The sequence below is a fragment of the Shinella zoogloeoides genome (assembly GCF_022682305.1).
GTDB lineage: Bacteria > Pseudomonadota > Alphaproteobacteria > Rhizobiales > Rhizobiaceae > Shinella > Shinella zoogloeoides_B.
Genome location: NZ_CP093529.1, coordinates 330,426 through 352,121, shown reverse-complemented (window position 1 = coordinate 352,121; position 21,696 = coordinate 330,426). Strand labels below are relative to the sequence as shown.

Below are 21,696 nucleotides of genomic sequence, written 5' to 3'. Positions count from 1 at the left end.
GAAGGTCAGGTCAAAGCGCGCAGGAGACACAGCCCTGCACTTCCGTGCCGGACAGCGCCATCTGGCGAAGGCGGATGTAGTAGATCGTCTTGATGCCCTTCTTCCAGGCATAGATCTGCGCCCGGTTGATGTCGCGCGTCGTCGCCGTGTCGCGGAAGAACAGCGTCAGCGAAAGACCCTGGTCGACATGCTGCGTGGCCGCCGCATAGGTGTCGATGATCTTCTCCGGGCCGATCTCGTAGGCGTCCTGGTAGTAATCCAGGTTGTCGTTCGTCATGAAGGCGGCCGGATAGTAGACGCGGCCGATCTTGCCTTCCTTGCGGATCTCGATCTTCGAGACGATCGGATGGATCGAGGAGGTCGAGTGGTTGATGTAGGAGATCGAGCCCGTCGGCGGAACCGCCTGGAGGTTCTGGTTGTAGAGACCGCCCTTCATCACCTCGGCCTTCAGCGCCAGCCAGTCCTCCTGCGTCGGAATATGGATGCCGGCCTCCTCGAAGAGACCCTTCACCTTCTCCGTCGCCGGCAGCCATTCGGCCTCGGTGTACTTGTCGAAATATTCGCCCGAGGCATACTTCGAGTTCTCGAAGCCCTTGAAGGTCTCGCCCTTCTCCACCGCGATCCGGTTCGACGCGCGGATGGCGTGGTAGGTCACCGTGTAGAAGTAGATATTGGTGAAGTCGACGCCTTCTTCGGACCCATAGAAGATCCGCTCGCGGGCGAGATAGCCGTGCAGGTTCATCTGGCCGAGGCCGATGGCGTGGCTGTCGTCGTTGCCCTTCTCGATCGACGGCACCGAGGAGATGTGGCTCATCTCGGAGACCGCCGTCAGCGCGCGGATGGAGGTCGCGATCGTCTGGCCGAAGTCGGGGCTGTCCATGGCGGCCGCGATGTTCAGCGAGCCGAGATTGCACGAGATGTCCTTGCCCATCTTCGAATAGGACAGGTCCTCGTTGAACTCGCTCGCCTCGCTGACCTGCAGGATCTCCGAGCACAGGTTGCTCATGGTGATGCGCCCGGCAATCGGGTTCGCCCGGTTCACCGTGTCCTCGAACATGATGTAGGGATAGCCCGACTCGAACTGGATCTCGGCGATCACCTGGAAGAAGTCGCGCGCCTTGATCTTCTTCTTCTTGATCCGGCCGTCCTCGACCATCTCGCGGTACTTCTCCGTCACCGAGATCTCGGTGAACGGCACGCCGTAGACCCGCTCCACGTCATGCGGCGAGAACAGGTACATGTCCTCGTTGTTCTTCGCCAGCTCGAAGGTGATGTCGGGGATGACGACGCCGAGCGACAGCGTCTTGATGCGGATCTTCTCGTCGGCATTCTCGCGCTTGGTGTCGAGGAAGCGCATGATGTCGGGATGGTGCGCGTTGAGATAGACCGCGCCCGCGCCCTGCCGCGCGCCGAGCTGGTTGGCGTAGGAGAACGAATCCTCCAAAAGCTTCATGACGGGAATGACGCCCGACGACTGGTTCTCGATCTGCTTGATCGGCGCGCCCATCTCGCGCAGGTTCGTCAGCGACAGCGCCACGCCCCCGCCGCGCTTGGAAAGCTGCAGCGCCGAGTTGATCGACCGGCCGATGCTCTCCATGTTGTCCTCGACCCGCAGCAGGAAGCACGAGACCAACTCGCCGCGCTGCTTCTTGCCCGCATTGAGGAAGGTCGGCGTCGCCGGCTGGAAGCGGCCCGAGATGATCTCGTCCATCAGCTCGCGCGCCAGCTGCTCGTTGCCACGCGCAAGCGTCAGCGCCACCATGCACACCCGGTCCTCGTAGCGCTCCAGGTAGCGCTTCCCGTCGAAGGTCTTCAGCGTGTAGGACGTGTAGTACTTGAACGCGCCGAGGAATGTCGGGAAGCGGAACTTCCTGTCATAGGCCGCGTCGAACAGGTCGCGCACGAAGTTGAACGCGTACTGGTCCAGCACCTCCTGCTCGTAGTAGCCCTCGGTCACCAGGTAATCCAGCTTCTCCCGCAGATTATGGAAGAACACCGTGTTCTGGTTGACGTGCTGCAGGAAATACTGCTTGGCCGCCTGACGGTCCTTGTCGAGCTGGATCCGCCCCTCCTCGTCGTAGAGGTTCAGCATCGCGTTCAGCGCATGATAATCCACCCCCGTAATCTCTGGGGACTTCAAGGCCTTCTCACCTGCATCGCGGTGCGTCATCGTGTTCAGCGTGTCCAAGCGAACCTCCCGCGATCAAGAAAGCGCGCTGATCATGTCCGGACGGAAGCCCGCCCAGTGCTGCTCGCCGGCGATCACCACCGGAACCTGGCGGTAGCCGAGGCCCTGCACGAGCGCGAACGCGTCCGCGTCCTGCGAGATGTCGACGACGCTGTAGTCGATCCCCTGGCGGTCGAGCGCGCGGGTCGTCGCGGTGCACTGGACGCAGGCTGGCTTCGAATAGACGGTGATGGACATGGCTTTCCTCGTGTTTGGCAATTGGGCGCAGAAAATCGCCCGGTCATCCGCCGATGGCCGTTCGATCAAGTCGGAAAAATATGGAGGCCGCCTTGCGGACGGCCGGAACGGGGGCGCCGCTTACTCGCGCGGAGGAACTGGAATCGAAACCGGCATGACTTCACCCCGAGGCATTTCTGCGGGACATCAGGGAAATCGCGGGGCCGCTCTCCGCCCCCTCGCTCGCCTTCCGGACACCCCGCCCGTGGACTTTCGCGTACGAGGCGGGCTTCCGGCTCACGGCACCCGTCCGCCTTCCATGGCATTTGCGCCGCGGTGGCTCGTCGAACGGATGATGCCGCTTACAGTCAGGAACAATCCCGTACGCCGCGACCATCATGGCCACACCGGGGTCGTACCTCAGCCTTCGACCCGCTACGAATCGAAGGAACCTCGAACACAAGATATAGTAGACGAGGTAAAATTTGCGTCAATGACTATGACGCACCATCAACAGGTTCCTCACCCCGCGGCGCGCGTACCGCAGCGCCGCGGGGTGAGGCCTGCTCAGCCGCGCCGGGCCGCCTCGATGGCGGCGACGTCGATCTTCTTCATGGTCATCATCGCGTCGAAGGCGCGCTTGGCCTCGCCACCACCGGCCGCCAGCGCCTCCATCAGCGTGCGCGGCGTGATCTGCCAGGAAATGCCCCACCGGTCCTTGCACCAGCCGCATTCGCTTTCCTGCCCGCCATTGCCGACGATGGCGTTCCAGTAGCGGTCCGTCTCTTCCTGATCCTCGGTGGAAATCTGGAAGGAGAAAGCCTCCGAATGCTTGAACACCGGTCCGCCGTTGAGGCCGAGGCAGGGAATGCCGGCAACCGTGAACTCGACCGTCAACACATCACCCTGCTTGCCGGAGGGGTAATCTCCCGGCGCGTGAAACACGCCCGTCACCGCGCTGTCGGGAAAGACCTCCGCATAGAAGCGGGCGGCAGCCTCGGCGTCCTTGTCGTACCAGATGCAGATCGTGTTCTTCGCCATCGTCATGTTCCTTCCTCCGGGGTCGTCGCCATCCGTTCTCGGAGAGATAGGCGGATGGCCGGTTTTCTCCACACCGGGCGCACCTTTCGCAACCCGATCGCCCCAAGGACGGACAAGGCCGTCAGGTTCCGACAGGCGGCCGCGAAAAAATCATGGAACCGGAAACGCAACAGGGCGCTCGACCCTTTCGGGGAGCGCCCTGCCGAACCCGGACGACGCGCGCAGCAGATTGTGCTGGTGCGACAGGCGTCATCGATACGGGCGATGAGCGATAGATAGGTTGCATTTCGGCCATTTCAAGGGCGCGGAAAGCAGCGCGGCGCGCCTGTTGCACCGTCAACAGCCAAGCGCATTGCAGACAAGCCTCTTCATCTATAGGTTCTGCGCGCGGCAATTCGCTGTAAGAGCATTTTAAGGATCAGGACATGGCCACGGGCACAGTTAAATTTTTCAACGGGGACAAGGGTTACGGCTTCATCACGCCGGAAAACGGCGGGAGCGATGTGTTCGTGCACGTTTCGGCCCTGCAGGGCGGCACCCTGAGCGAGGGACAGCGCGTCAGCTATGATCTCGGCCAGGATCGCAAGACCGGCAAATCCAAGGCAGAGAACGTTCGCGTCCTCTGACCGGCATCTTCGGGACCGGCGGCATCAGGCCGCCGGTTCTCCCGCAGCGGCCCTTGCCGCGTGCCTGCCGCCGTCTCGGCGCGGAGGCGGGATATCTATGTCCTCGATCACGTTCCGAGCATGGACAGCGCAACAGACAGACTGAACATGCAGGAAGAGAAGACCGCGGCCGACAAGCCGACCCCGCGCATGTTCTCCTGGGCGCGCAATTCGACGATCTACCGCCTTGGGCGGCGCATGCACACGGAAAAGCAGCTCTTCGACGCGATCGCGCGCAAGGCCCGCGAGAAATTCGAGGGCATCGGCGAGGCGCAGGTGCGCATGCTGGCCGAAGCCGCCGTCAAATTCGCCTATGACAACAAGGCCCTCGACGACGAGGCCTATGCTGCGGCAGGCAGCCGCTCGGGCATGCGCAACGGCCGGTCCCGCAGGGCTGTCGCCCTCAAGCTGACCCGCAAGGGCATCGCCCGGGAAACGGCGGCGGCCGCCGTCGCCGGGATCGACGACCTCTTCGCCGCGCTCGTCCTCGCCCGCAAGCGCGCCTTCGGGCCGTTCCGCAAAGTGGACTTCGACGACAAGCGCAAGGCGAAGGAGCTTGCCGCCTTCACCCGGGCCGGCTTCGGCTTCGAGATCGGCCGGACGGTGCTCGCCATGCCGCAAGAGGAAGCCGAGACGATTCTCGGCGTAGGCTCCCCCTTCTGAATCCTTCGACGCTTCTGCGATACAAGGCCCTTCCATTTCGTTATATTTGATGAAATATAACGAAATGGAAGGCGCGAGCGCTCGATGCACGCGCGACAGGGGCCGCCCAAAGGTGCGGGCGCGCCCGCGACAGAGCGAGAGAGCAAAGCCCATGCCCACCCTGCCCCGCCTCAAATCCCACGGCGCTCCCCTTCCCCCGCTGGCCATGCCTTTCAAGGGGTCCGGCGAGACTGTGACACGGGCCGCATCGCAACGGCTGCGGCTTTCCGATATCCCGTCCACCTTCCATTGCTCCATCGTCGGCACGTGCCTCACGACGGGCGAGCTTCGCCAGATCCTGATCAAGGCCGGGCAGGAGGACGCGCGCACCGCGACAGACCATGCCCTGCATGGCCGGGGCGTGCGTCTCGCCGGCCAGCACGACCAGGCCGGCAGGCTCCTCAACAAGGCGCTCGACAAGCGCCACGAGAGCAGCATCAAGCGCCTTCCCCGCAACGCCGACGAGGAAGAACTTCGCGCCATCTGGCGCGACTGCTTCGACCGCGGCGACATTGCCGGGCCGTACTGGGCGCTGATGAGCCACCCGGCAAGCCCAGCGCGCCTCCTGCGCGACATCTTCGGCGAGGTACACATGCTCTCGCATCTCGTCGGCAGCGCAAGCCGTCTCGACCTTGCCCGCCTGACCCGGCTGGAACGGCAGCTCGAACAGGAGAAGGCGCGCGGCGCGCGGCAGGAAATGCGCCTGAAGGCCGCGGCCGGCGAGCGCGCCGCCTTCCAGCGTAGCGCCCGGCAGATGGAAGAGCGGCTCATCCACGCCGAAGCCCTGGCTGCGGCACTCGCGCGGCCGGCCCGGGCGGAAGATACCTTGCCCGGACAGCGGGAGACGGAGGCGAGCCGTTTCGACGCGCAGTCCAGGCGGCTTGCCGAGGCGGAGGAGCGGGGCCGCGCCCTGCAGCGCGAGGTCGAGCAACTGCGCGACCTCAACGACGCGATCCTGCGGGAGAACGAGGCGCTGGAGACGGCCATCGCGACCCATCTCCAGCATGGCGCGGAAACCGCCCGGCCTGCCGGCCCGGTCCTCTATGTCGGCGGACGGCGCAATCTCTTCGAACATCTGCGCGCCTATGCGGCGAGCTGCGATGTCACTCTCCTGCTGCATGACGGCGGCATGGAAGACAGCACCACGCTCCTGCCTGCCCTCGTCGGGCAGGCCGCGACGATCCTCTTTCCCGTCGACCACATCAGCCACTCGGCCGTCGGCCTCGTGAAGCGGCTCTGCCGCGACCAGGGCAAGCCCTACCTGCCGCTGCGCTCGGCCGGCCTTGCCAGCTTCCTCGCCGCCATCACCGGCGCCGGCGGCGCCTACGGCCGGACCTAGGGTTTTTCCCGCGGGGACCAGCGGTTTGCCGACAAGCCCGGCTTCCGCTCGTCACCACCCTCGGCTATCTGTCGATGGTTTGCCAACACATTGAAAAATAAGAATCTCGCGGAAGAGCAGCAAAGCGCCGTTGCGGTTCGGAAACAGGCGGAAACGCTCCACCCCACGCCGGTCCGCCAGCCGCCTTCGGCATCCCGCGTTACTCGCGCCTGCCCGTCCAAGCGGGCGGCTTCTCTCGACCTTCCGATACCCGGAGATTCACAAGCTATTCCTTTTGAACGAAAATCGTGTTTATATTGAATGAACGTTCAGCAAAATATGGGGAACGACATGAATGAGGTGATCCGCGATATCAGCGTTCCGAACGACTGGGACCGGAGCGGACTGCCGGGCTGGTGCTATCACAGCCCCGCCTTGCTCGAGCTGGAAAAGCAGCATGTCTTCCGCGAGCACTGGCAGATCGCCTGCCATGTCTCGGACATTCCCGAGGCCGGCAACTATCTTGCCCTCGACGTCTTCGGCGAGCGCGCACTGATCCTGCGCGGGCAGGACGGCGCGGTGCGGGCCTTCCACAATATCTGTCGCCACCGCGGCTCGCGGCTGGTGGCGGACGAGAAGGGCGCGTGCCGCAACGCGCTCGTCTGTCCCTTCCACGGCTGGGTCTACAATCTCGACGGCACATTGCGCGGCGCGGCGCGCCCGCGCAGCTTCCCGCCGCTCGACAAGGACGAATTCGCGCTGAAGACGCTGGAATGCGAGGTCTGGCAGGGCTTCGTCTTCATCCGCTTCGCCCCCGGCCCGCAGCCTTCCGTCGCCGAGCAGATGCGCCCCTTCGAGGAGGAGCTGTCGCATTACCGCGCCGAGGAGATGGTGCCGGCCGGCGGCATCTGGACCCAGGAAAGCCCGGTCAACTGGAAATCCGTGCGCGACGTCGACAACGAGGGCTACCATGTCGCCATGGCGCATCCGGCGCTACAGGACCTCTACGGCTCCACCTATTACGACGAGCCCTTCGTCAATGGTCTCTGCCGCTCCTTCGCCACCTACAATCCTCATGCCGGCCGGCGCTGGAGCGTGCGCAACTATGTGAAGGTCTCGCCGGAGAACACGCGCCTGCCGGAACGGCTGCGCAAGGCGTGGATCTATTTCGGCCTCTTCCCGAACTGCGTCATCGCCGTGACGCCGGAGAGCGTGCAGTTCTACCAGGAGTTCCCGCTTTCCGTCGGCAGGACGCTGCTGCGCGGCGGCATCTACCGCTACCGCGAGGAGGACCGCGCGCAGCGTCTCGCCCGCTACCTCGCCGCCCGCATCGACCGCGACACGCAGGCCGAGGACGTGCAGCTCACCGTCTGGTCCAACGAGGCCATGACCTCGAACGCCTTCGCCGGCTTCTATCTCTCCGACCTCGAATATGGCGTGCGCACCCATCACGATCACCTGCGCCGTGTGCTGCCGGTGGTGAACCTGAAGGACGCGCCGGAGGAAAGGGAAATGGCGGCGGCAAATGCCGGGATGACGGGATAGGGTCGGCACACCTGCACGAAGCCCGAGATTGCGTCCGGCACGGCCTCCTCCTACCATCGCCGTCGGCGCGGTATCGGAGGCCTGGCATGAAAACCGACTGGAACCTGATCAGGGGCATGATGAACGCCGCGATCGATGCCTGCGAGCGCATCGAGGCATCGGGGTGCGACGAGACCGATCGCGATGCGGCAATCGGGGTCGACGGCCAGCCGGCCACCGTGCACGACCTGCTTGTCAGCGCATGGACCTATCCGGAAAACATCCGCTACCGGATCATACGCGACCGCCACGCACAGGGCACCGACCTGCCCTATGTGCCGGAAAGCGCCAGAATCCTGATCGCGATGGCGCAAGCGGGCGCAGAGTTGATCGAGGCGGGCGACGCCGCGCCCGCAGGCCCTCATATCAAGCGTATGGTAGACTGGTTCGAAGGTCATTTCCCAAACAGCATAGAGACCGCTGTCGCCGCCAGAAGAAACGCATAGCGGCCGCCCGCACAAAAAGAGGCCCGCTTTCGCGGGCCTCAAATGTCTGGAGCAGGGAATGATCGCTCCAAACAGGGTTTCGGCGCGAGTTCAGCCTTTCCAAAGCCCCTCGCGGGCGAGATCGTCCATCGTCAGTTCGATGCCCTTACGCAGGATCGCCGCCATGTCGTCGATCTGGGCTGTCGTGATCGTCAGCGGCGGCGACATCACGCACATATGGATGAGCGGGCGCACGAGAAGGCCCAATTCCTGGCAATGCCGGTCGATGCGCTTGCCGACTTCGAGGTCGAGCGTCAGCGGGTTGTTGCTGGTGCGGTCGGCGACGCATTCGACGCAGGCCATCAGCCCGAGGCCGCGCACCTCGCCGACCAGCGGCAGGTCCTCCAGCGCCTTCAGGCTCGCCTGGAAATGGCCCGACACGGCCCGCGTATGCTCCAGCAGCCCGCCCTCGAGGATATCGAGGTTCTTCAGCGCGACGGCACAGCCGACCGGATGACTGGAATAGGTGAGGCCATGGGCGAACATCGCCTCGGAATGGTTCGAGCGGCGCAGTTCCTCGAAGAGCCGGCCGGCAATCATCACGCCACCAAGCGGAAAATAGCCGGACGTCACGCCCTTGGCGAAGGTGATCATGTCCGGCTCGATGTCGAAGACATCCTTCGACGCGAAGACATGGCCGAGGCGGCCGAATGCCGTCACCACCTCGTCGGCGATGAAGAGGATATCGTTCTGCCGGCACAGCGCATGCATGCGCTGAAGATAGCCGGGCGGCGGCACGATGACGCCGCCGGAGGCCATAACCGGCTCGGCGATGAAGGCGCCGATAGTCTCCGCCCCCCGCGCCTCGATAACCTGGCGGAACTCCTCGACGAGGAAATCGCAGAAGGCCTCGACGCTCATGCCCTCGGGCCGGCGGAAGGGATTGGGGCAGGAGAGCTTCACCACGAGGTCGGCGGCGCTGTCCATCCAGTCATGGTCGCGCGGCCGGCCGTTCAGCGAGGCGGAAAGATAGGTCGAGCCGTGATAGCCGCCCTGCCGGGAGACAATCAGCTTCTTCTCCGGCCGGCCCTTCACATTATTGGCGAACTGCATGAAGCGCAGCGCCGTCTCGACGGCAGACGAGCCGCCGGTCGTGTAGAAGACATGGTCGACACCATCCGGCGCATGGCCCGCCAGCCGCGCTGACAGCACCGCGGAGGGCGCGTTCGTCGTATACCAGGGCGAATTGTAGGAAAGCTCCATGGCCTGCGCGGCCATGACGTCGGCAAGCTCGCGGTTACGGTGACCGGCATTGACGCACCACATGCCGGCCGGCCCGTCGATCAGCTTCCGCCCGGCCGCATCCGTCACATAGATGCCCTCGCCCGCCTCGATGCGCCCGCGCGCCTCCGCGCCGATGGAGCCGGAGACCGGCCAGGGCTGCACGAGATGCCGTTCGGCAAGCCGGGTAAGGTCGTCGGCCGCCGCCTCGTCGGCAGGCCCGCCGTCATTCGCCGTCTTCGCAATTGCCGCCATGCCCTTCTCCATCAATCACACAAGAAAGAGATTCCGGAACAACAATATGAAAGATCAGTATTTTCTCAATCATATTGAATGTTCATTCAATCAATATTGCAGAAACAGGGGTTGATTTCAACGGGGATTTGAGCGCATGCTGCATTCGGGAACACAAGCGCTCCCCGCACGGAGCCGCACAAGCCGAAAAGGCGCAAGGATGGACATGGAAAACCGCATGCTCCGCGAGAGTTGTCGCCACGGGAACGCCTTGCGATGACGGCGGCGGCGCTTGGCCCTGCCGCAAACGCGCCCTCTCCCGCCAGGCGCAGAGCCTGGATGCGGAGCGAAGAGGCCCGCGGCCTCGCCATGATATCTCCGACCTTCCTCTACGCGCTGGCGGTGCTCTTCCTTCCGGTCCTCATCGTCATCGCCTACAGTTTCTGGACCCAGAACTATCTCGACATCGACCGCACCTTCACGCTGGAGAACTACCGGCAAGCCCTGACGGAGCCGATCTATCGCGACCTGTTCGTCCGCTCCCTGTGGATCTCGCTGACCGTCAGCGTCGTCACCGTCGTCTTCTCCTATCCCGTCGCCTGGTTCATCTCCTTCCACGGCGGCGTACACAAGAACCTCTGGCTCTTCCTCATCACCATCCCCTGCTGGACGAGCTACCTGCTGCGCGTCATGTCGTGGAAGGTCATCCTCGGCTATGGCGGCGTCATGAATACCGGCCTCATCTCGATGGGCCTAATCGACAAGCCGGTGACATCGCTGCTCTACAATTCCAACGCCGTCGTCATCACGCTGGTGCATAGCTGGGCGGCCTTCGCCATCCTGCCGATCTACGTCTCGCTGCAGAAGATCGACCGTACGCTGATCGAGGCGGCGCGCGACCTAGGCGACAGCCGCCTCAAGGCCTTCTTCCGCATCACGCTGCCGCTCTCGCTGCCCGGTGTCATCTCCGCCTTCCTGATCGTGATGATCCCCACGGTCGGCGACTATGTGACGCCGCGCCTCGTCGGCGGCAAGGACGGCGTAATGATCGCGACCGCCATCCAGGCGCAATTCGGCAAGGCGGCCAACTGGCCGCTGGGCGCGGCCCTCTCGGTGACGACCATGGTGCTCGTCTCGCTCGCCGCCGCCGCCGTGGTGCTGGCGCTGAAATTCACCGTGCGGAGGATCCGATGAGTTTCCTCATGCGGCGCCTGCGCCCTCTTCCCTTCCTGCCGGCCTATGTCGCCGTCTATTTCCTGTTCCTCTACCTGCCGATCCTGCTGCTGCCGATCTTCTCCTTCAACAACGCGGCAACCACGACCTTCCCGCTGGCCGGCTTCACGACGAAATGGTACGCCTCGCTCGCCGGCAACACCGTCATGCTGGAAGCGGCCTGGAACAGCCTCGTCGTCGGCGTCTCCGTCTCGCTGCTGTCCACCGTGCTCGGCATCTGCGCGGCCCGCGCCATCACGCGCTACCGCTTCCGCGGCCAGAGGGCCGCCGCCGGCCTCATCATGGCGCCGCTCTTCCTGCCGGAGATCATCGTCGCCGTCTCGCTGCTGATGATCGTGCTGGCGCTCGGGGTGGAACTGTCGCTTCTCACCGTCATCCTCGGCCAGACGGTGTTCTGCATCCCCTATGCGATGTCGGTGCTGGTCTCCGGCTTCGAGGGCTTCGACCGGAGCCTGGAGGAAGCCTCCTACGATCTCGGCGAGACCGCCATCGGCACCTTCCGCCGCGTGACGCTGCCGGTTGTCGCGCCGGCCATCGTGTCGAGCCTGCTCGTCACCTTCACCATCTCGCTCGACGAGTTCATCCTCGCCTTCTTCCTCTCCGGCACCGAGCCGACGCTGCCGGTCTATATCTGGGGCCAGCTTCGCTTCGCCGCCAAGCTGCCCGGCGTGCTGGCGCTCGGCACGATCATGATCGTGGTCTCCATCCTCCTGCTCACCCTCGCCGAAACCCTGCGCCGCCGTGCCGAACGCCGCACGCAGATGGCGCACGCCCTGCCCTAGGAGCCGAACATGCCCGACCGCGCGATGATCCAGATCGAAAACGTGTCGAAGTTCTACGGCATCTACAAGGCGCTGGACGACATCTCGCTCACCATCGGCGAGGGCGAATTCTTCTCCCTGCTCGGCCCCTCCGGCTGCGGCAAGACCACGCTGCTGCGCTCCATCGCCGGCTTCGAGACGCCGACGGCGGGCGAGATCTATATCGACGGCGCGCCCTCGCTGGCGCTGCCGCCGAACAGACGCCCGACCAACATGGTCTTCCAGAGCTACGCCATCTTCCCCCATCTCGACGTCTCGGAAAACGTCGCCTACGGGCTGAAGCGGCTGAGGCTCCCGCCGGAAGAGGAAAGGAAGCGCGTCGGCGACGCACTCGACCAGGTGCGGCTCTCCGGTCTCGGGCAGCGCAAGGCGCATGAGCTTTCCGGCGGCCAGCGCCAGCGCGTGGCGCTCGCCCGCGCGCTCGTCATGCGCCCGAAGGTGCTGCTGCTCGACGAGCCGCTCTCGGCTCTCGACAAGAAGCTGCGCGAGGAAATGCAGGTGGAGCTGCGCAGCTTGCAGAAGGCGGTCGGCATCACCTTCGTCCTCGTCACGCACGATCAGTACGAGGCGCTGGCCCTCTCCGACCGCATCGCCGTCATGTTCGGCGGGCGCATCGCGCAGGTCGCCAGCCCGAAGGAGATTTATCAGCGTCCGCGCACCCGCAAGGTCGCCGACTTCCTCGGCGGCATGAATTTCCTCAAGGCGAAGGTGCTGGGCGAGCAGGGCAACACGGTCTCGCTCGACGCCGCCCGCTTCGGCGCCGTCAGCCTCGACAAGCCGCACGGCTTTGCCGCCACGGACGGCCACGTCACCGTCGGCATCCGCCCGGAGCGCCTGCGTCTGCTTTGGGATGACGACCGCGCGCCGCACGAGCTTGCCGGCCGCGTCGAAAACCGCGCCTATTTCGGCGAGGTGACGCATCTCACCGTGGGCGTCGACGGGCTTGAAGAACCGCTCTCGATGGTCGAGACCAACAATTACGGCGCGGACGACCTGCCGATCGGCGCGGAAATCCGCCTGGCCTACGATCCGGATGCGTTCGTCCTTCTGGCGGAGGATGCGCCGGTATCGCGCGTGTAGGCCGGCCCCTCATCCCGCTGCCGCGACCCTCTCCCCGCTTGCGGGGAGAAGTTGGCCGGCAGGCCGGATAAGGGGCACCCGCGCCCTCAATAACCCGATTTGATCTTCTCGAATTCCGCGATCATCTTCTGCCGCAACTCCGTCGGCATGGGCGACTGGAAGAGCGTATTGGCGACGAAGGCGTCGACGTCGGCATAGCCCTTGTCCGCAAGAATCTTCGGATCGACCGCCGCCATGCCCTTGGCGTTGGAATGGCCGTACCCCCAACTCTCGACCATATAGGCGGCAACGGCCGGATCGGTGACGGCGTTGAGATAGTCATAGGCAAGGTCCGGGCTGGCCTCGGCGCCCTTCAATCGCACATAGCCGCAGACCCAGGTGGACAGCCCCTCCTTGGTGTCCTTGCGCATGGCGACGGGCTGGCCCTCGGCCAGAAGGGTCGTCGCCGTCTCGTTCCATGCCCAGGCCAGATCGACCTCGCCGCTCGCCATGGCCTGGCTGAGATCGGTATTGTCCGTCCAGTAGAGCCGCACGTTCTTGTGCACCTCACGCAGGAAGGCCGACGCCTCCTGGAACTGCGCGTCCGTCATCGTCGTCCAGTCCTTGACGCCGATGGCAAGGCTCGCCAGCGCATAGGCGTCGTCGACATTGTCGCCGATGGACACGCGATCCTTGAATTTCGGGTCGGCGAAGGCCTTCAGCGAGGCCACGTCCTCCGGCTTCACCGTGTCCGTACGATAGGTCAGGACGGTATTGCCCCACTCGAAGGGGATGAACCAGGCCGTCCCGTCATCGGAGGTCATCAGGTTCTTCATCGTCTTGAAGTTCGGCAGGATATCGTTCCAGGCGGCCAGCTTGCTCGTGTCGAGCGGCTCCAGCAGGCCGGCCTCGCGCCACTTCACGACACTCTGCGAGCAGGGATGGGCCACATCCGCCTTGAAGCCGGAGCGCAGTTTCTGGAAGGCCTCCTCCTCGTCACCGAAGAAGGAGAAGTCCGGGGAGCCGCCGTGCTTTTCCGTATAGGCGGGATGGAAGGCCGGGTCCTCGTAACCCGACCAGTCGAAGACGGTCAGGTTGTCGGCGGCGATGGCGGGAAGCGCGGTTCCGAGGGCAAGGAGGGCGGCGAGCGCCGCGATCGTATGGGCCTTGGCCGTATCTGCAGTCTTCATGCCGTACTCCTCCCGTTTCGGGTTCCCTATCGTGATTTCGGTCCTTGCAAGGCCAGATGCGCCGGGAAGGCGGTGACGACGAAGGCGATGGCCGCCTCCAGCGCCTTTTCCCGCGTGGTGCCGTCGCCCATCATCAGGCGCAGCCAAAGCCCTTCCAGCATGGCGCAGAGCGACAGCGCCATCGGCTCCGGCTCATAGGCATAGCCGCCCTCCGCCTTCAACCCGGCACAAAGCTGGATCACCGTCTCCTGGTACTTCACGTCACGCGCGCCGCAGAGCGCCTGATAGGTCGGCCGCGACTTCGCCTCACCCCAGAAGGCGCACCAGGCCGCGAGCTTGCGCTTGGTGCAGATCTTGCGGTCGAAATCGGCATGCACGATGGCCCAGAGACGGCCGGCAAGGCCCGGCCCCGCCCGCTCCAGCGCCGAAGCCCAGTGGTCGCCATACTCCTCCGCCATATATTGCAGGGTGGCGACCAGCAGGTTTTCCTTGCTCTCGAAATGGAAGTTGACGATGCCGCGGGAAAGGCCGGCGCCATCGGCGACATCCGCGAGCGTGGTGTCGGAATAGCCGCGCTTGGCAAGCGAATCGATCGTCGCCTCGATGAGCTGCTGCCGCCGTGTCTCCTTGGAGGCCTTGCGCCCCCGCTTCTCGCCGTCGCCCGCGCCCTGTTCAGCCAAGCCTGCCCGCATCTTCACCGCTGCCCTGTCTCTCGGATTATCCGCCATCTCGGTCACGGGCAAGCACCCGCGACCGTCCTGCCGCCACATCGATGAGCGGGACAACGCTCCCGGCTGTCAAGAACCTTCTGCATGGCGCTCCGGTGCCGTGGCCGACTGGCCGGCCTTTCCTTCATGGCTCGAAATTCTAGCGCATTATCAGGCGATTGCAACATCCTTGCTGAATATTCATTCAGAATATCTAGACAACATTTTGCTTTTGATGCAGCTTTTAGAAACAAGGGAGGCATCAAGAATGCGAAAGTACGATGCTTTGATCGTCGGAGGCGGCCATAACGGGCTGGTCACGGCCTGCTATCTCCAGCGTGCCGGCCTCGACGTTCTCGTCGTGGAGAAGAACGGCTGGGTCGGCGGGGCGGCAACGAGCCGCGAACTGACGCCCGGCTTCCTCTATTCCAACTGCTCCTATGTCTGCTCCCTCTTCCGGCCGGAGATCATGCGCGATCTCGAATTGCCGAAGCACGGCCTGCAGGTCATCTCCTATGAGGGCGGTGCCGTCTTCACCCGCGATGGCGACTATCTCGCCTCCTACCGCGACCATGACAGCCACCGCCGCGAATTCGCCCGCTATTCGAAGCGCGACGCGGAGGCCTATGAGCGTTATGCCCGTGACGTGACGCGCCAGTGCCGCTTCATCCAGCCGCTCCTGATGCGCACCGCGCCCGACCCGTTCGGCTTCCGCCCGCGCGACATTTCGGAACTGCTTTATCTCGCGAAGAAATTCGGCGAGTTCAGCCCGCACGAAATGGCCGAGACGTTGCGTTTCTGGACCATGTCGATCTCCGACTTCCTCGACGAATATTTCGAGACGGATGTCATCAAGGCCTATCTCGCGCTGTCGGGCATCATCGGCACAGCGCTCGGCCCGATGTCTCCGGGCACGGCCTATGTGCTGCTGCATCACTATATGGGCGAGGTGGACGGCTCCGTCGGGGCCTGGGGCTATGCGCGCGGCGGCATGGGTGCGGTCACGCAGGCCTTGTCCCGCTCCTTCCTCGCCTCGGGCGGCACGATCCGCACCGATGCCGAAGTGTCGAAGATTCTGACGCGCGGCGGGCGTACCAGCGGCGTGGTCCTCGCGAACGGCGACGAGATTCGCGCCGGCCTCGTCGTCTCCAATGCGGACGTGAAGCGCACCTTCCTCAAGCTCGTCGACGAGGACACGCTGCCCGGCGAATTCGTCCACCGCGTCAAGCACTTCAAGATGCGCGGCTCCTCCGGCAAGGTGAACATCGCGCTCGACAGCCTGCCGGAATTCCCCGCTCTGCCCGAGGGCTCGACCTGCATTCGCGGCGACATGCATTTCACCGATTCCATCGAGCGCATGGAGCGCGGCTATGACGACTGGAAGGCCGGGCGCTGGTCGGCCGACCCCTTCCTCGACATGATGATCCCGACCCTGCTCGACCCGACCATGACCTCGCCGGGCAAGCACTTCATGAGCTGTTTCGTGCAATATTGCCCGCCCAAGGTGGAGGGCCGCGACTGGACGGATGCGGACCGCGACGCCTTCGCCGAAACCGTCATCAGCCAGATCGCCGATTACTCGCCCGGCTTCCGCGACCGCATCGTGCATATGGAAGTGCGTACGCCGCGCGAGATCGAGAACGAGGTGGGCCTGACGGAAGGCAATATCTTCCAGGGCGAACTGACCTTCGACCAGCTTCTCTTCAACCGGCCGGTGCCCGGCTATGCGCAATACCGCAGCCCGATTTCCGGGCTCTATATGTGCGGCTCCTCCACCCATCCGGGCGGCGGGGTGATGGGGGCACCCGGCCGCAACGCCGCCGCCGAGATCCTGCGCGACCTGAAGCGCGCGCCCGAACAGATGAGCAAAGCCCATGACGTCATATGATGCCATCGTCATCGGCGCGGGCCACAACGGCCTCGCCGCCGCCACGCGCCTCGCCAAGGGCGGTCGCCGCGTCCTCGTGCTGGAAGCGGCGAACGAGCCGGGCGGCGCCATGCGCGGCCGGGAATTGTCGCCCGGCTTCCGCTCCGCCGGCCTCGCCCATCTCGTCAACCGGCTGGACGGCGAGGTCGTCCGCGACCTCGGCCTCGACCTTGCGGGCGACAACAGGCTGCTGCCGACCAGCGTGCTCGACGGCTCCGGCCGGGCCGTCACGCTTCACGGCGCCTATGGCGAGAGCATCGACGGCGTCTCCGCCGAAGAAGCGGCCGCCTTCACGGCGCTGCGGAAAAAACTCGTCTTCCAGGCCAGCCTCCTGAAGCGGTTCCTGCGCCGTCCGCCGCCGCAGATCGGCGCGATCTCGCTGGGCGACCTCTCCACCTTCGCGGCGACCGGCTTCAGCCTGATCCGCAAGGGCCGCAGCGAAGGCCGCGATTTCCTGCGCATGCTGCTGATGAACGTCGCCGACGTCGCGGACGAATACCTTTCCGACGATCGCCTGAAGGGCCTCCTCGCCTTCGACGCGACACTCGGCATCCATCTCGGTCCGCGCTCGCCCACCTCCCTGCTCGGCCTCTACTATCGCCTGACGGGCGATGTCGCCGGCCGCACCGGCGGCCAGTTCGTGCCGAAAGGCGGCATGGCGAGCATCGCCCCCGCCTTCCTCAAGGCGGCGGAAAAGGCCGGCGTCACCATCCGCTGCGGCGCGCCGGTAGGCCGCATCCTTGCCGATCGCGGCCGGGCGAGCGGCGTCGTCACCCGTGACGGCGCGGAGATCACTGCGCCAATCGTCGTCTCGGCCATCCATCCGCAGACGACCTTCCTCCACCTCGTCGATCCGGCAGAAAGCGGCACCGGTTTCGTGCGTTCGGTGAAGAACGTGCGCAGTCATGGCAATGTCGCCAAGCTGGACCTTGCCCTCGATGCAATCCCGAATTTCGAGGGCCTCTCGGCCGAGGCCAGAGGCGGGCGCGTCGTGCTGGTGCGTTCGATGGAACACGTCGAAACGGCCTTCAACCCGGCGAAATACGGTGAGTTCTCGCCCGATCCTGTCATGGAGATCACCGTGCCGAGCCTTGCCGACCACACGCTCGCGCCTTCCGGCGGCTGCACGCTTTCGGCGCTCGTGCAATATGCGCCCTATCGCCTCAAGGCGGGCTGGGAGGCGGGCAAGCCGGCTTTCCTCAAGGTCGTGCTGGAAACGCTGGAGCGGCATGCGCCGGGCATCGGCAAGTCCATTGTCACGGCCGAACTGATGACGCCCGTCGACATCGAGGCGGAATACAATCTGCCCGGCGGCCACTGGCACCATGGCGAATTGCAGGCCGACCAGCTTCTCGTCAACCGCCCGACGGGCGCCGCCTCCGGCTACGGGACGCCCATCGAGGGGCTTTATCTCGCGAGTGCCGGGGCGCATCCGGGCGGCGGCATTTCCGGCCTGCCGGGCTGGAACGCGGCCCGCCACATCCTTTCGGGAGCGAAGGCATGAACGCCATGACGAAATCCGCCGCGGACCTGCGCCGCGCCGCCCGCGACCATATCCGCACGCCGCGCCTCGAGACACCGTTCCACGAACGGCTGGCGGCGCTGAGCGAGGTCAACGACTGGTACGACTGGGCCGGCTACAAGGCCCCGCATTCGCTCTTCGATGCGGAGCTGGAATATTTCGCCATCCGCTCGACCGCCGCGCTCTTCGACATTTCGCCCATGGTGAAATACCGCATCACCGGCCCGGATGCCGAACGATACCTCAACCGCCTGACCCTGCGCGACGTCAGAAAACTCGCCTCTGGCCGCGTGCACTACACCGCCTGGTGCGACGACCATGGCCATGTGCTGGACGACGGCACGCTCTTCCGCCTCGGCGAACAGGAATTCCGCCTCTGCTGCCAAGAGCGTCACCTGCCCTGGCTCCTCGACAGCGCCTTCGGCTTTACGGTCGATATCCGCGAAGAGACGGAGGAGGTCGCCGGCCTCGCCCTGCAAGGCCCGACCAGCTATGCCGTGCTGCGCGATGCCGGCTTTGCCGGCGTGGAGAGGCTGAAGCCCTTCGACATCGCCACCTTCCCACATGACGGCGGCACGGTGACGATCTCGCGAACCGGCTTTACCGGCGATCTCGGCTACGAACTCTTCGTGCCCCGCGCCACGGCGCTTTCCCTGTGGGATCGGCTCTGGGCGGCCGGCGAACCGCATGCCATCCGCGCCATCGGCTATGGCGCGCTCAACCAGACACGCATCGAGACCGGCTTCATCGTCGCCAATGCGGATTTCGTGACCGCCGAAGCCGCCTTGCGCTCGGACAGGGTGCGCATGCCGGACGAAATCGGCCTCGACTGGCTGGTCGATCCCGACAAGCCCAATTTCAACGGGCGCCGGGCGATCCTCGACGCCCGGCGCAAGGGCACGCTCCGGCATATCCTCGTCGGCCTGGAAATCGAAGGCAACGTTCCCGCGGAACATGCCATCGTCTATCACCGGCAGAAACACGAGGCCGGCCTTGTCACCGCCGCGATCTGGTCGCCGACGGCCAAGCGCAATATCGCCATCGCCAGCCTCGAACGACCCTACGGCTCGAAGTTCACGGACGACCTGTGGGTGGAGATTTACGCCCTGCGTGAGCTGAAATACCAGAAGATGATGAAGCGCGCGAAGATCGTGCCGCGCCCCTTCGTCAAGCTGGCGCGCCGCACGGCGACCCCGCCGGGCCTTCGCTGATGGACGAGGAGACCCGCCGCAACTGGGAGATCATCTCCATGCCGCCCGGTTCCGAATGGTCCGGACGGGCGCGTTATGCGGCAGCCATGTATTTCTGCCAACGCGGCGAAATGACGCCCGAGGTGCTGGAGGTCTACCGCATCTGTTCACGGCTCGACGCGGAAGACCCGGTCTCCGTGCTGAAGCGCTGGCGGATCGGCGCCGACTGGATCGAGAAACTGGCGGCCCGCCGGGCCGCCAGTTAGCTCACAAATCCTTGGCGAGGCGCAGCGCGTCGTAGATCGCCGCATGAGTGTTGCGGGCCGCGACGGCATCGCCGATGCGGAAGAGCTGGTAGGCTCCATCGGGATTGCGCTCGACGGTCTGCGGTGCGCCGGACAGCAGCTCGTCGTAGGAGACTTCGCCCAGATTCATGGAGCCGGGCTTCAGCTCGAAATAGAGATCGTCCAGCGGCACCGTGCCGTGATTGACGACGATCTGGTCGACGGCGCGCTCCTTCGAAACCCCGCCGTAATCGCTGCCGATATGGGCGATGAGCTGGTTGCCGCGCCGTTCCGCCGCCTCCAGCCGGTAGGTGACGGTGAAGGTCGCGTCGAGCTTCTGCAAAGCACGCATATAGGGTACGAGGTTCATCGCCATGACCTCCGGCGCAAAGGCGCGGTCCGGCGTCATGATCTCGACCTTCGCACCGGTCTTCGCGACGACCTCCGCCGCCTGCAACGCCGCGTGGTCGCCGGCATCGTCATAGACCAGCACGTTCGTTCCCGGCTTCACGTCGCCGGAGATGATATCCCAGGAGGAGACGACCAGTTCGTTGCCCTTCGTCAGCACCTCGGTATGCGGCAGGCCGCCCGTCGCGACGATCACCACGTCGGGCTTTTCCGCGAGCACTGTGTCGGCTTCCGCCCAGGTGTTGAAGTGGAAGGTGACGCCCAGCTTCTCGCACTGGCTCATGCGCCAATCGATGATGCCGATCATCTCCCGCCGCCGCTCGCTGAGCGCCGTCAGGCGGATCTGGCCGCCGGGATTGCTCGCCGCCTCGAAGACGACGACCTCATGGCCGCGCTCGGCCGAGACGCGCGCCGCCTCCAGCCCGGCCGGCCCCGCGCCGACGATCACGACCTTCCTGCGGGCTGCGGCCTTCGCCACGACGTGGGGCATCGTCTCCTCGCGGCCGGTCGCCGCATTGTGGATGCAGAAGGCAAGACCGCCCTGATAGATGCGGTCGAGACAGTAGTTCGCGCCGACGCAGGGGCGGATGTCGTCCTCGCGCTTCTCGATGATCTTGCGCAGGATATGCGGGTCGGTCATGTGCGCGCGCGTCATGCCGATCATGTCGACCTTGCCGGCGGCGATGGCGTGGCGGGCGGTCGCGACGTCCTGAATCTTGGCGGCATGGAAGGTCGGGAAATCGGTGGCCGCACGCACTTCGCCGGCGAAATCCAGATGCGGCGCGCTCGCCATGCCCTGAATGGGGATGACGTCGGTGAGGCCGGGATCGGTGTCGATATGGCCGCGGATGACGTTGAGATAGTCGATGAGGCCGCTTTCCTTGAGACGGCGCGAGATTTCAAGGCCCTCGGCCTTGCCCGTGCCGCCGGGAAGACATTCGTCGGCCGTGTAGCGCACGCCGAGGATGAAATCTTCGCCGACCCGCTCGCGCATCGCCCGGAACACGTCGAAACAGAAGCGCATGCGATTGTCGAGCGAACCGCCATAGGGGCCGTCGAGTTCATTGGTGAGCGGGGAAATGAACTGGTCGATAAGGTGGCCGTAGGCCTCCAGCTCGACGCCGTCCATGCCGCCTGCCTTCATGCGCTCGGCAGCGTCGGCGAAGTCCTTGATGATGCGCTCGATATCCCAATCCTCCAGCTTCTTCGGAAAGGCGCGGTGCGCGGCCTCGCGCTGGTGCGAGGGGGCAAGCACCGGCAACCAGTCGCCCTTGTCCCAGCGGGTGCGGCGGCCGAGATGGGTGAGCTGGATCATGATGGCCGAACCCGCCTCGTGCACGGCGTCGGTCATCTCGCGGATCCACGGCACGATCTCGTCCTTGTAGGCGAGCAGGTTGTTGAAGACCGGCGGGCTGTCCTTCGAGACCGCCGCGGAGCCGGCCGTCATCGTCAGCGCCACGCCACCCTTGGCGCGCTCCACCGTATAGGCCCGGTAGCGCCCCTTCGGCATGCCGTCCTCGGGATAGGCCGGCTCGTGCGAGGTGACGATAATGCGGTTGCGCAGGGTCAGGTGCTTCAGGCGGTACGGCTGAAGGAGGGGATCATTCGACATGCGACTGGCTCCGACTAGGGTGATGTCGCGACGCTAAGGCAAAATGTACACCTATGTCAATATTAAGAACATAGATGTACAGTCCCCTT

Annotated in this window: 19 protein-coding genes; 12 read left to right on the top strand and 7 right to left on the bottom strand. The window is 64.9% G+C overall.

Annotated elements, in window-relative coordinates; all coding sequences use genetic code 11:
- Positions 1–10 precede the first annotated feature (10 nt).
- The 3 genes from nrdE to MOE34_RS23050 form a co-directional block, all read right to left on the bottom strand.
- Positions 11–2,170, bottom strand: a complete 2,160-nt coding sequence (gene nrdE, locus MOE34_RS23060; RefSeq protein WP_242224882.1) for a class 1b ribonucleoside-diphosphate reductase subunit alpha — start codon at positions 2,168–2,170, stop codon at positions 11–13.
- 33 nt (positions 2,171–2,203) lie between these two features.
- Positions 2,204–2,425, bottom strand: a complete 222-nt coding sequence (gene nrdH / locus MOE34_RS23055; protein WP_160787485.1) for a glutaredoxin-like protein NrdH — start codon at positions 2,423–2,425, stop codon at positions 2,204–2,206.
- 546 nt (positions 2,426–2,971) lie between these two features.
- Complete coding sequence (locus MOE34_RS23050) at positions 2,972–3,445, bottom strand: VOC family protein (RefSeq protein WP_242224937.1); 474 nt, start codon at positions 3,443–3,445, stop codon at positions 2,972–2,974.
- 425 nt (positions 3,446–3,870) lie between these two features.
- On the opposite strand from MOE34_RS23050, the gene MOE34_RS23045 reads away from it, so the two are divergent.
- The 5 genes from MOE34_RS23045 to MOE34_RS23025 all read left to right on the top strand — a co-directional run bounded on the left by MOE34_RS23045 (position 3,871) and on the right by MOE34_RS23025 (position 8,160).
- Positions 3,871–4,071 carry a cold-shock protein gene (locus MOE34_RS23045; RefSeq protein ID WP_242224410.1) on the top strand — a complete coding sequence of 67 codons (201 nt, stop codon included), beginning with the start codon at positions 3,871–3,873 and terminating at the stop codon, positions 4,069–4,071.
- 147 nt (positions 4,072–4,218) lie between these two features.
- Positions 4,219–4,773, top strand: coding sequence for a recombination regulator RecX (gene recX, locus MOE34_RS23040; RefSeq protein WP_242224935.1), 555 nt, complete (start codon positions 4,219–4,221; stop codon positions 4,771–4,773).
- A gap of 151 nt (positions 4,774–4,924) precedes the next feature.
- Positions 4,925–6,151, top strand: a complete 1,227-nt coding sequence (locus tag MOE34_RS23035; RefSeq protein ID WP_242224409.1) for a DUF2325 domain-containing protein — start codon at positions 4,925–4,927, stop codon at positions 6,149–6,151.
- A gap of 330 nt (positions 6,152–6,481) precedes the next feature.
- Positions 6,482–7,675: an aromatic ring-hydroxylating oxygenase subunit alpha gene (locus MOE34_RS23030; RefSeq protein WP_242224408.1), complete on the top strand. Its 1,194-nt coding sequence runs from the start codon at positions 6,482–6,484 to the stop codon at positions 7,673–7,675.
- 86 nt (positions 7,676–7,761) lie between these two features.
- On the top strand, positions 7,762–8,160 hold the full coding sequence (locus MOE34_RS23025; protein WP_242224407.1) for a hypothetical protein: 399 nt from the start codon (positions 7,762–7,764) through the stop codon (positions 8,158–8,160).
- 90 nt (positions 8,161–8,250) lie between these two features.
- On the opposite strand, the gene MOE34_RS23020 is transcribed toward MOE34_RS23025, so the two are convergent.
- Positions 8,251–9,675, bottom strand: a complete 1,425-nt coding sequence (locus MOE34_RS23020) for an aminotransferase (RefSeq protein WP_242224406.1) — start codon at positions 9,673–9,675, stop codon at positions 8,251–8,253.
- A 255-nt stretch (positions 9,676–9,930) separates the two neighbouring features.
- Between MOE34_RS23020 and MOE34_RS23015 the strand changes: the two genes are divergently transcribed.
- From MOE34_RS23015 to MOE34_RS23005, 3 genes are read left to right on the top strand one after another with little or no spacing between them, the layout of a single operon-like run.
- Positions 9,931–10,848: an ABC transporter permease gene (locus MOE34_RS23015; protein ID WP_242224404.1), complete on the top strand. Its 918-nt coding sequence runs from the start codon at positions 9,931–9,933 to the stop codon at positions 10,846–10,848.
- Positions 10,845–11,669, top strand: coding sequence for an ABC transporter permease (locus MOE34_RS23010; RefSeq protein WP_242224402.1), 825 nt, complete (start codon positions 10,845–10,847; stop codon positions 11,667–11,669). Before MOE34_RS23015 ends, MOE34_RS23010 begins: the two co-directional genes overlap by 4 nt.
- A 24-nt stretch (positions 11,670–11,693) precedes the next feature.
- The gene (locus tag MOE34_RS23005; protein WP_242224934.1) at positions 11,694–12,788 is read left to right on the top strand and encodes an ABC transporter ATP-binding protein; all 1,095 of its coding nucleotides are present in this window, start codon (positions 11,694–11,696) and stop codon (positions 12,786–12,788) included.
- 86 nt (positions 12,789–12,874) lie between these two features.
- Here MOE34_RS23005 and MOE34_RS23000 read toward each other — a convergent pair whose 3' ends face one another.
- Complete coding sequence (locus MOE34_RS23000; RefSeq protein ID WP_242224400.1) at positions 12,875–13,957, bottom strand: ABC transporter substrate-binding protein; 1,083 nt, start codon at positions 13,955–13,957, stop codon at positions 12,875–12,877.
- A 26-nt stretch (positions 13,958–13,983) separates the two neighbouring features.
- Positions 13,984–14,649, bottom strand: coding sequence for a TetR family transcriptional regulator C-terminal domain-containing protein (locus MOE34_RS22995; protein ID WP_242224932.1), 666 nt, complete (start codon positions 14,647–14,649; stop codon positions 13,984–13,986).
- A gap of 283 nt (positions 14,650–14,932) precedes the next feature.
- On the opposite strand from MOE34_RS22995, the gene MOE34_RS22990 reads away from it, so the two are divergent.
- From MOE34_RS22990 to MOE34_RS22975, 4 genes are read left to right on the top strand one after another with little or no spacing between them, the layout of a single operon-like run.
- Positions 14,933–16,552: a phytoene desaturase family protein gene (locus MOE34_RS22990; RefSeq protein ID WP_242224398.1), complete on the top strand. Its 1,620-nt coding sequence runs from the start codon at positions 14,933–14,935 to the stop codon at positions 16,550–16,552.
- A complete protein-coding gene (locus MOE34_RS22985) occupies positions 16,539–18,095 on the top strand; it encodes a phytoene desaturase family protein (protein ID WP_242224396.1) in 1,557 nt (518 codons plus the stop codon). Before MOE34_RS22990 ends, MOE34_RS22985 begins: the two co-directional genes overlap by 14 nt.
- Positions 18,092–19,324 (top strand): aminomethyltransferase family protein, encoded by a 1,233-nt coding sequence (locus MOE34_RS22980; RefSeq protein WP_242224395.1) that lies wholly within the window; start codon positions 18,092–18,094, stop codon positions 19,322–19,324. The genes MOE34_RS22985 and MOE34_RS22980 overlap by 4 nt, the downstream gene beginning before the upstream one ends.
- Positions 19,324–19,569, top strand: a complete 246-nt coding sequence (locus MOE34_RS22975; RefSeq protein ID WP_242224392.1) for a hypothetical protein — start codon at positions 19,324–19,326, stop codon at positions 19,567–19,569. Before MOE34_RS22980 ends, MOE34_RS22975 begins: the two co-directional genes overlap by 1 nt.
- Position 19,570: 1 nt before the next feature.
- On the opposite strand, the gene MOE34_RS22970 is transcribed toward MOE34_RS22975, so the two are convergent.
- The gene (locus tag MOE34_RS22970) at positions 19,571–21,607 is read right to left on the bottom strand and encodes an NADH:flavin oxidoreductase (protein ID WP_242224390.1); all 2,037 of its coding nucleotides are present in this window, start codon (positions 21,605–21,607) and stop codon (positions 19,571–19,573) included.
- Positions 21,608–21,696 lie beyond the last annotated feature (89 nt).

What these genes read in the sequence shown, in the direction of transcription:
- nrdE (WP_242224882.1), bottom strand. Translation starts at nt 2,170, where the DNA reads ATGACGCACCGCGATGCAGGTGAGAAGGCCTTGAAGTCCCCAGAGATT.
- nrdH (WP_160787485.1), bottom strand. Translation starts at nt 2,425, where the DNA reads ATGTCCATCACCGTCTATTCGAAGCCAGCCTGCGTCCAGTGCACCGCG.
- MOE34_RS23050 (WP_242224937.1), bottom strand. Translation starts at nt 3,445, where the DNA reads ATGGCGAAGAACACGATCTGCATCTGGTACGACAAGGACGCCGAGGCT.
- MOE34_RS23045 (WP_242224410.1), top strand. Translation starts at nt 3,871, where the DNA reads ATGGCCACGGGCACAGTTAAATTTTTCAACGGGGACAAGGGTTACGGC.
- recX (WP_242224935.1), top strand. Translation starts at nt 4,219, where the DNA reads ATGCAGGAAGAGAAGACCGCGGCCGACAAGCCGACCCCGCGCATGTTC.
- MOE34_RS23035 (WP_242224409.1), top strand. Translation starts at nt 4,925, where the DNA reads ATGCCCACCCTGCCCCGCCTCAAATCCCACGGCGCTCCCCTTCCCCCG.
- MOE34_RS23030 (WP_242224408.1), top strand. Translation starts at nt 6,482, where the DNA reads ATGAATGAGGTGATCCGCGATATCAGCGTTCCGAACGACTGGGACCGG.
- MOE34_RS23025 (WP_242224407.1), top strand. Translation starts at nt 7,762, where the DNA reads ATGAAAACCGACTGGAACCTGATCAGGGGCATGATGAACGCCGCGATC.
- MOE34_RS23020 (WP_242224406.1), bottom strand. Translation starts at nt 9,675, where the DNA reads ATGGCGGCAATTGCGAAGACGGCGAATGACGGCGGGCCTGCCGACGAG.
- MOE34_RS23015 (WP_242224404.1), top strand. Translation starts at nt 9,931, where the DNA reads ATGACGGCGGCGGCGCTTGGCCCTGCCGCAAACGCGCCCTCTCCCGCC.
- MOE34_RS23010 (WP_242224402.1), top strand. Translation starts at nt 10,845, where the DNA reads ATGAGTTTCCTCATGCGGCGCCTGCGCCCTCTTCCCTTCCTGCCGGCC.
- MOE34_RS23005 (WP_242224934.1), top strand. Translation starts at nt 11,694, where the DNA reads ATGATCCAGATCGAAAACGTGTCGAAGTTCTACGGCATCTACAAGGCG.
- MOE34_RS23000 (WP_242224400.1), bottom strand. Translation starts at nt 13,957, where the DNA reads ATGAAGACTGCAGATACGGCCAAGGCCCATACGATCGCGGCGCTCGCC.
- MOE34_RS22995 (WP_242224932.1), bottom strand. Translation starts at nt 14,649, where the DNA reads ATGCGGGCAGGCTTGGCTGAACAGGGCGCGGGCGACGGCGAGAAGCGG.
- MOE34_RS22990 (WP_242224398.1), top strand. Translation starts at nt 14,933, where the DNA reads ATGCGAAAGTACGATGCTTTGATCGTCGGAGGCGGCCATAACGGGCTG.
- MOE34_RS22985 (WP_242224396.1), top strand. Translation starts at nt 16,539, where the DNA reads ATGACGTCATATGATGCCATCGTCATCGGCGCGGGCCACAACGGCCTC.
- MOE34_RS22980 (WP_242224395.1), top strand. Translation starts at nt 18,092, where the DNA reads ATGAACGCCATGACGAAATCCGCCGCGGACCTGCGCCGCGCCGCCCGC.
- MOE34_RS22975 (WP_242224392.1), top strand. Translation starts at nt 19,324, where the DNA reads ATGGACGAGGAGACCCGCCGCAACTGGGAGATCATCTCCATGCCGCCC.
- MOE34_RS22970 (WP_242224390.1), bottom strand. Translation starts at nt 21,607, where the DNA reads ATGTCGAATGATCCCCTCCTTCAGCCGTACCGCCTGAAGCACCTGACC.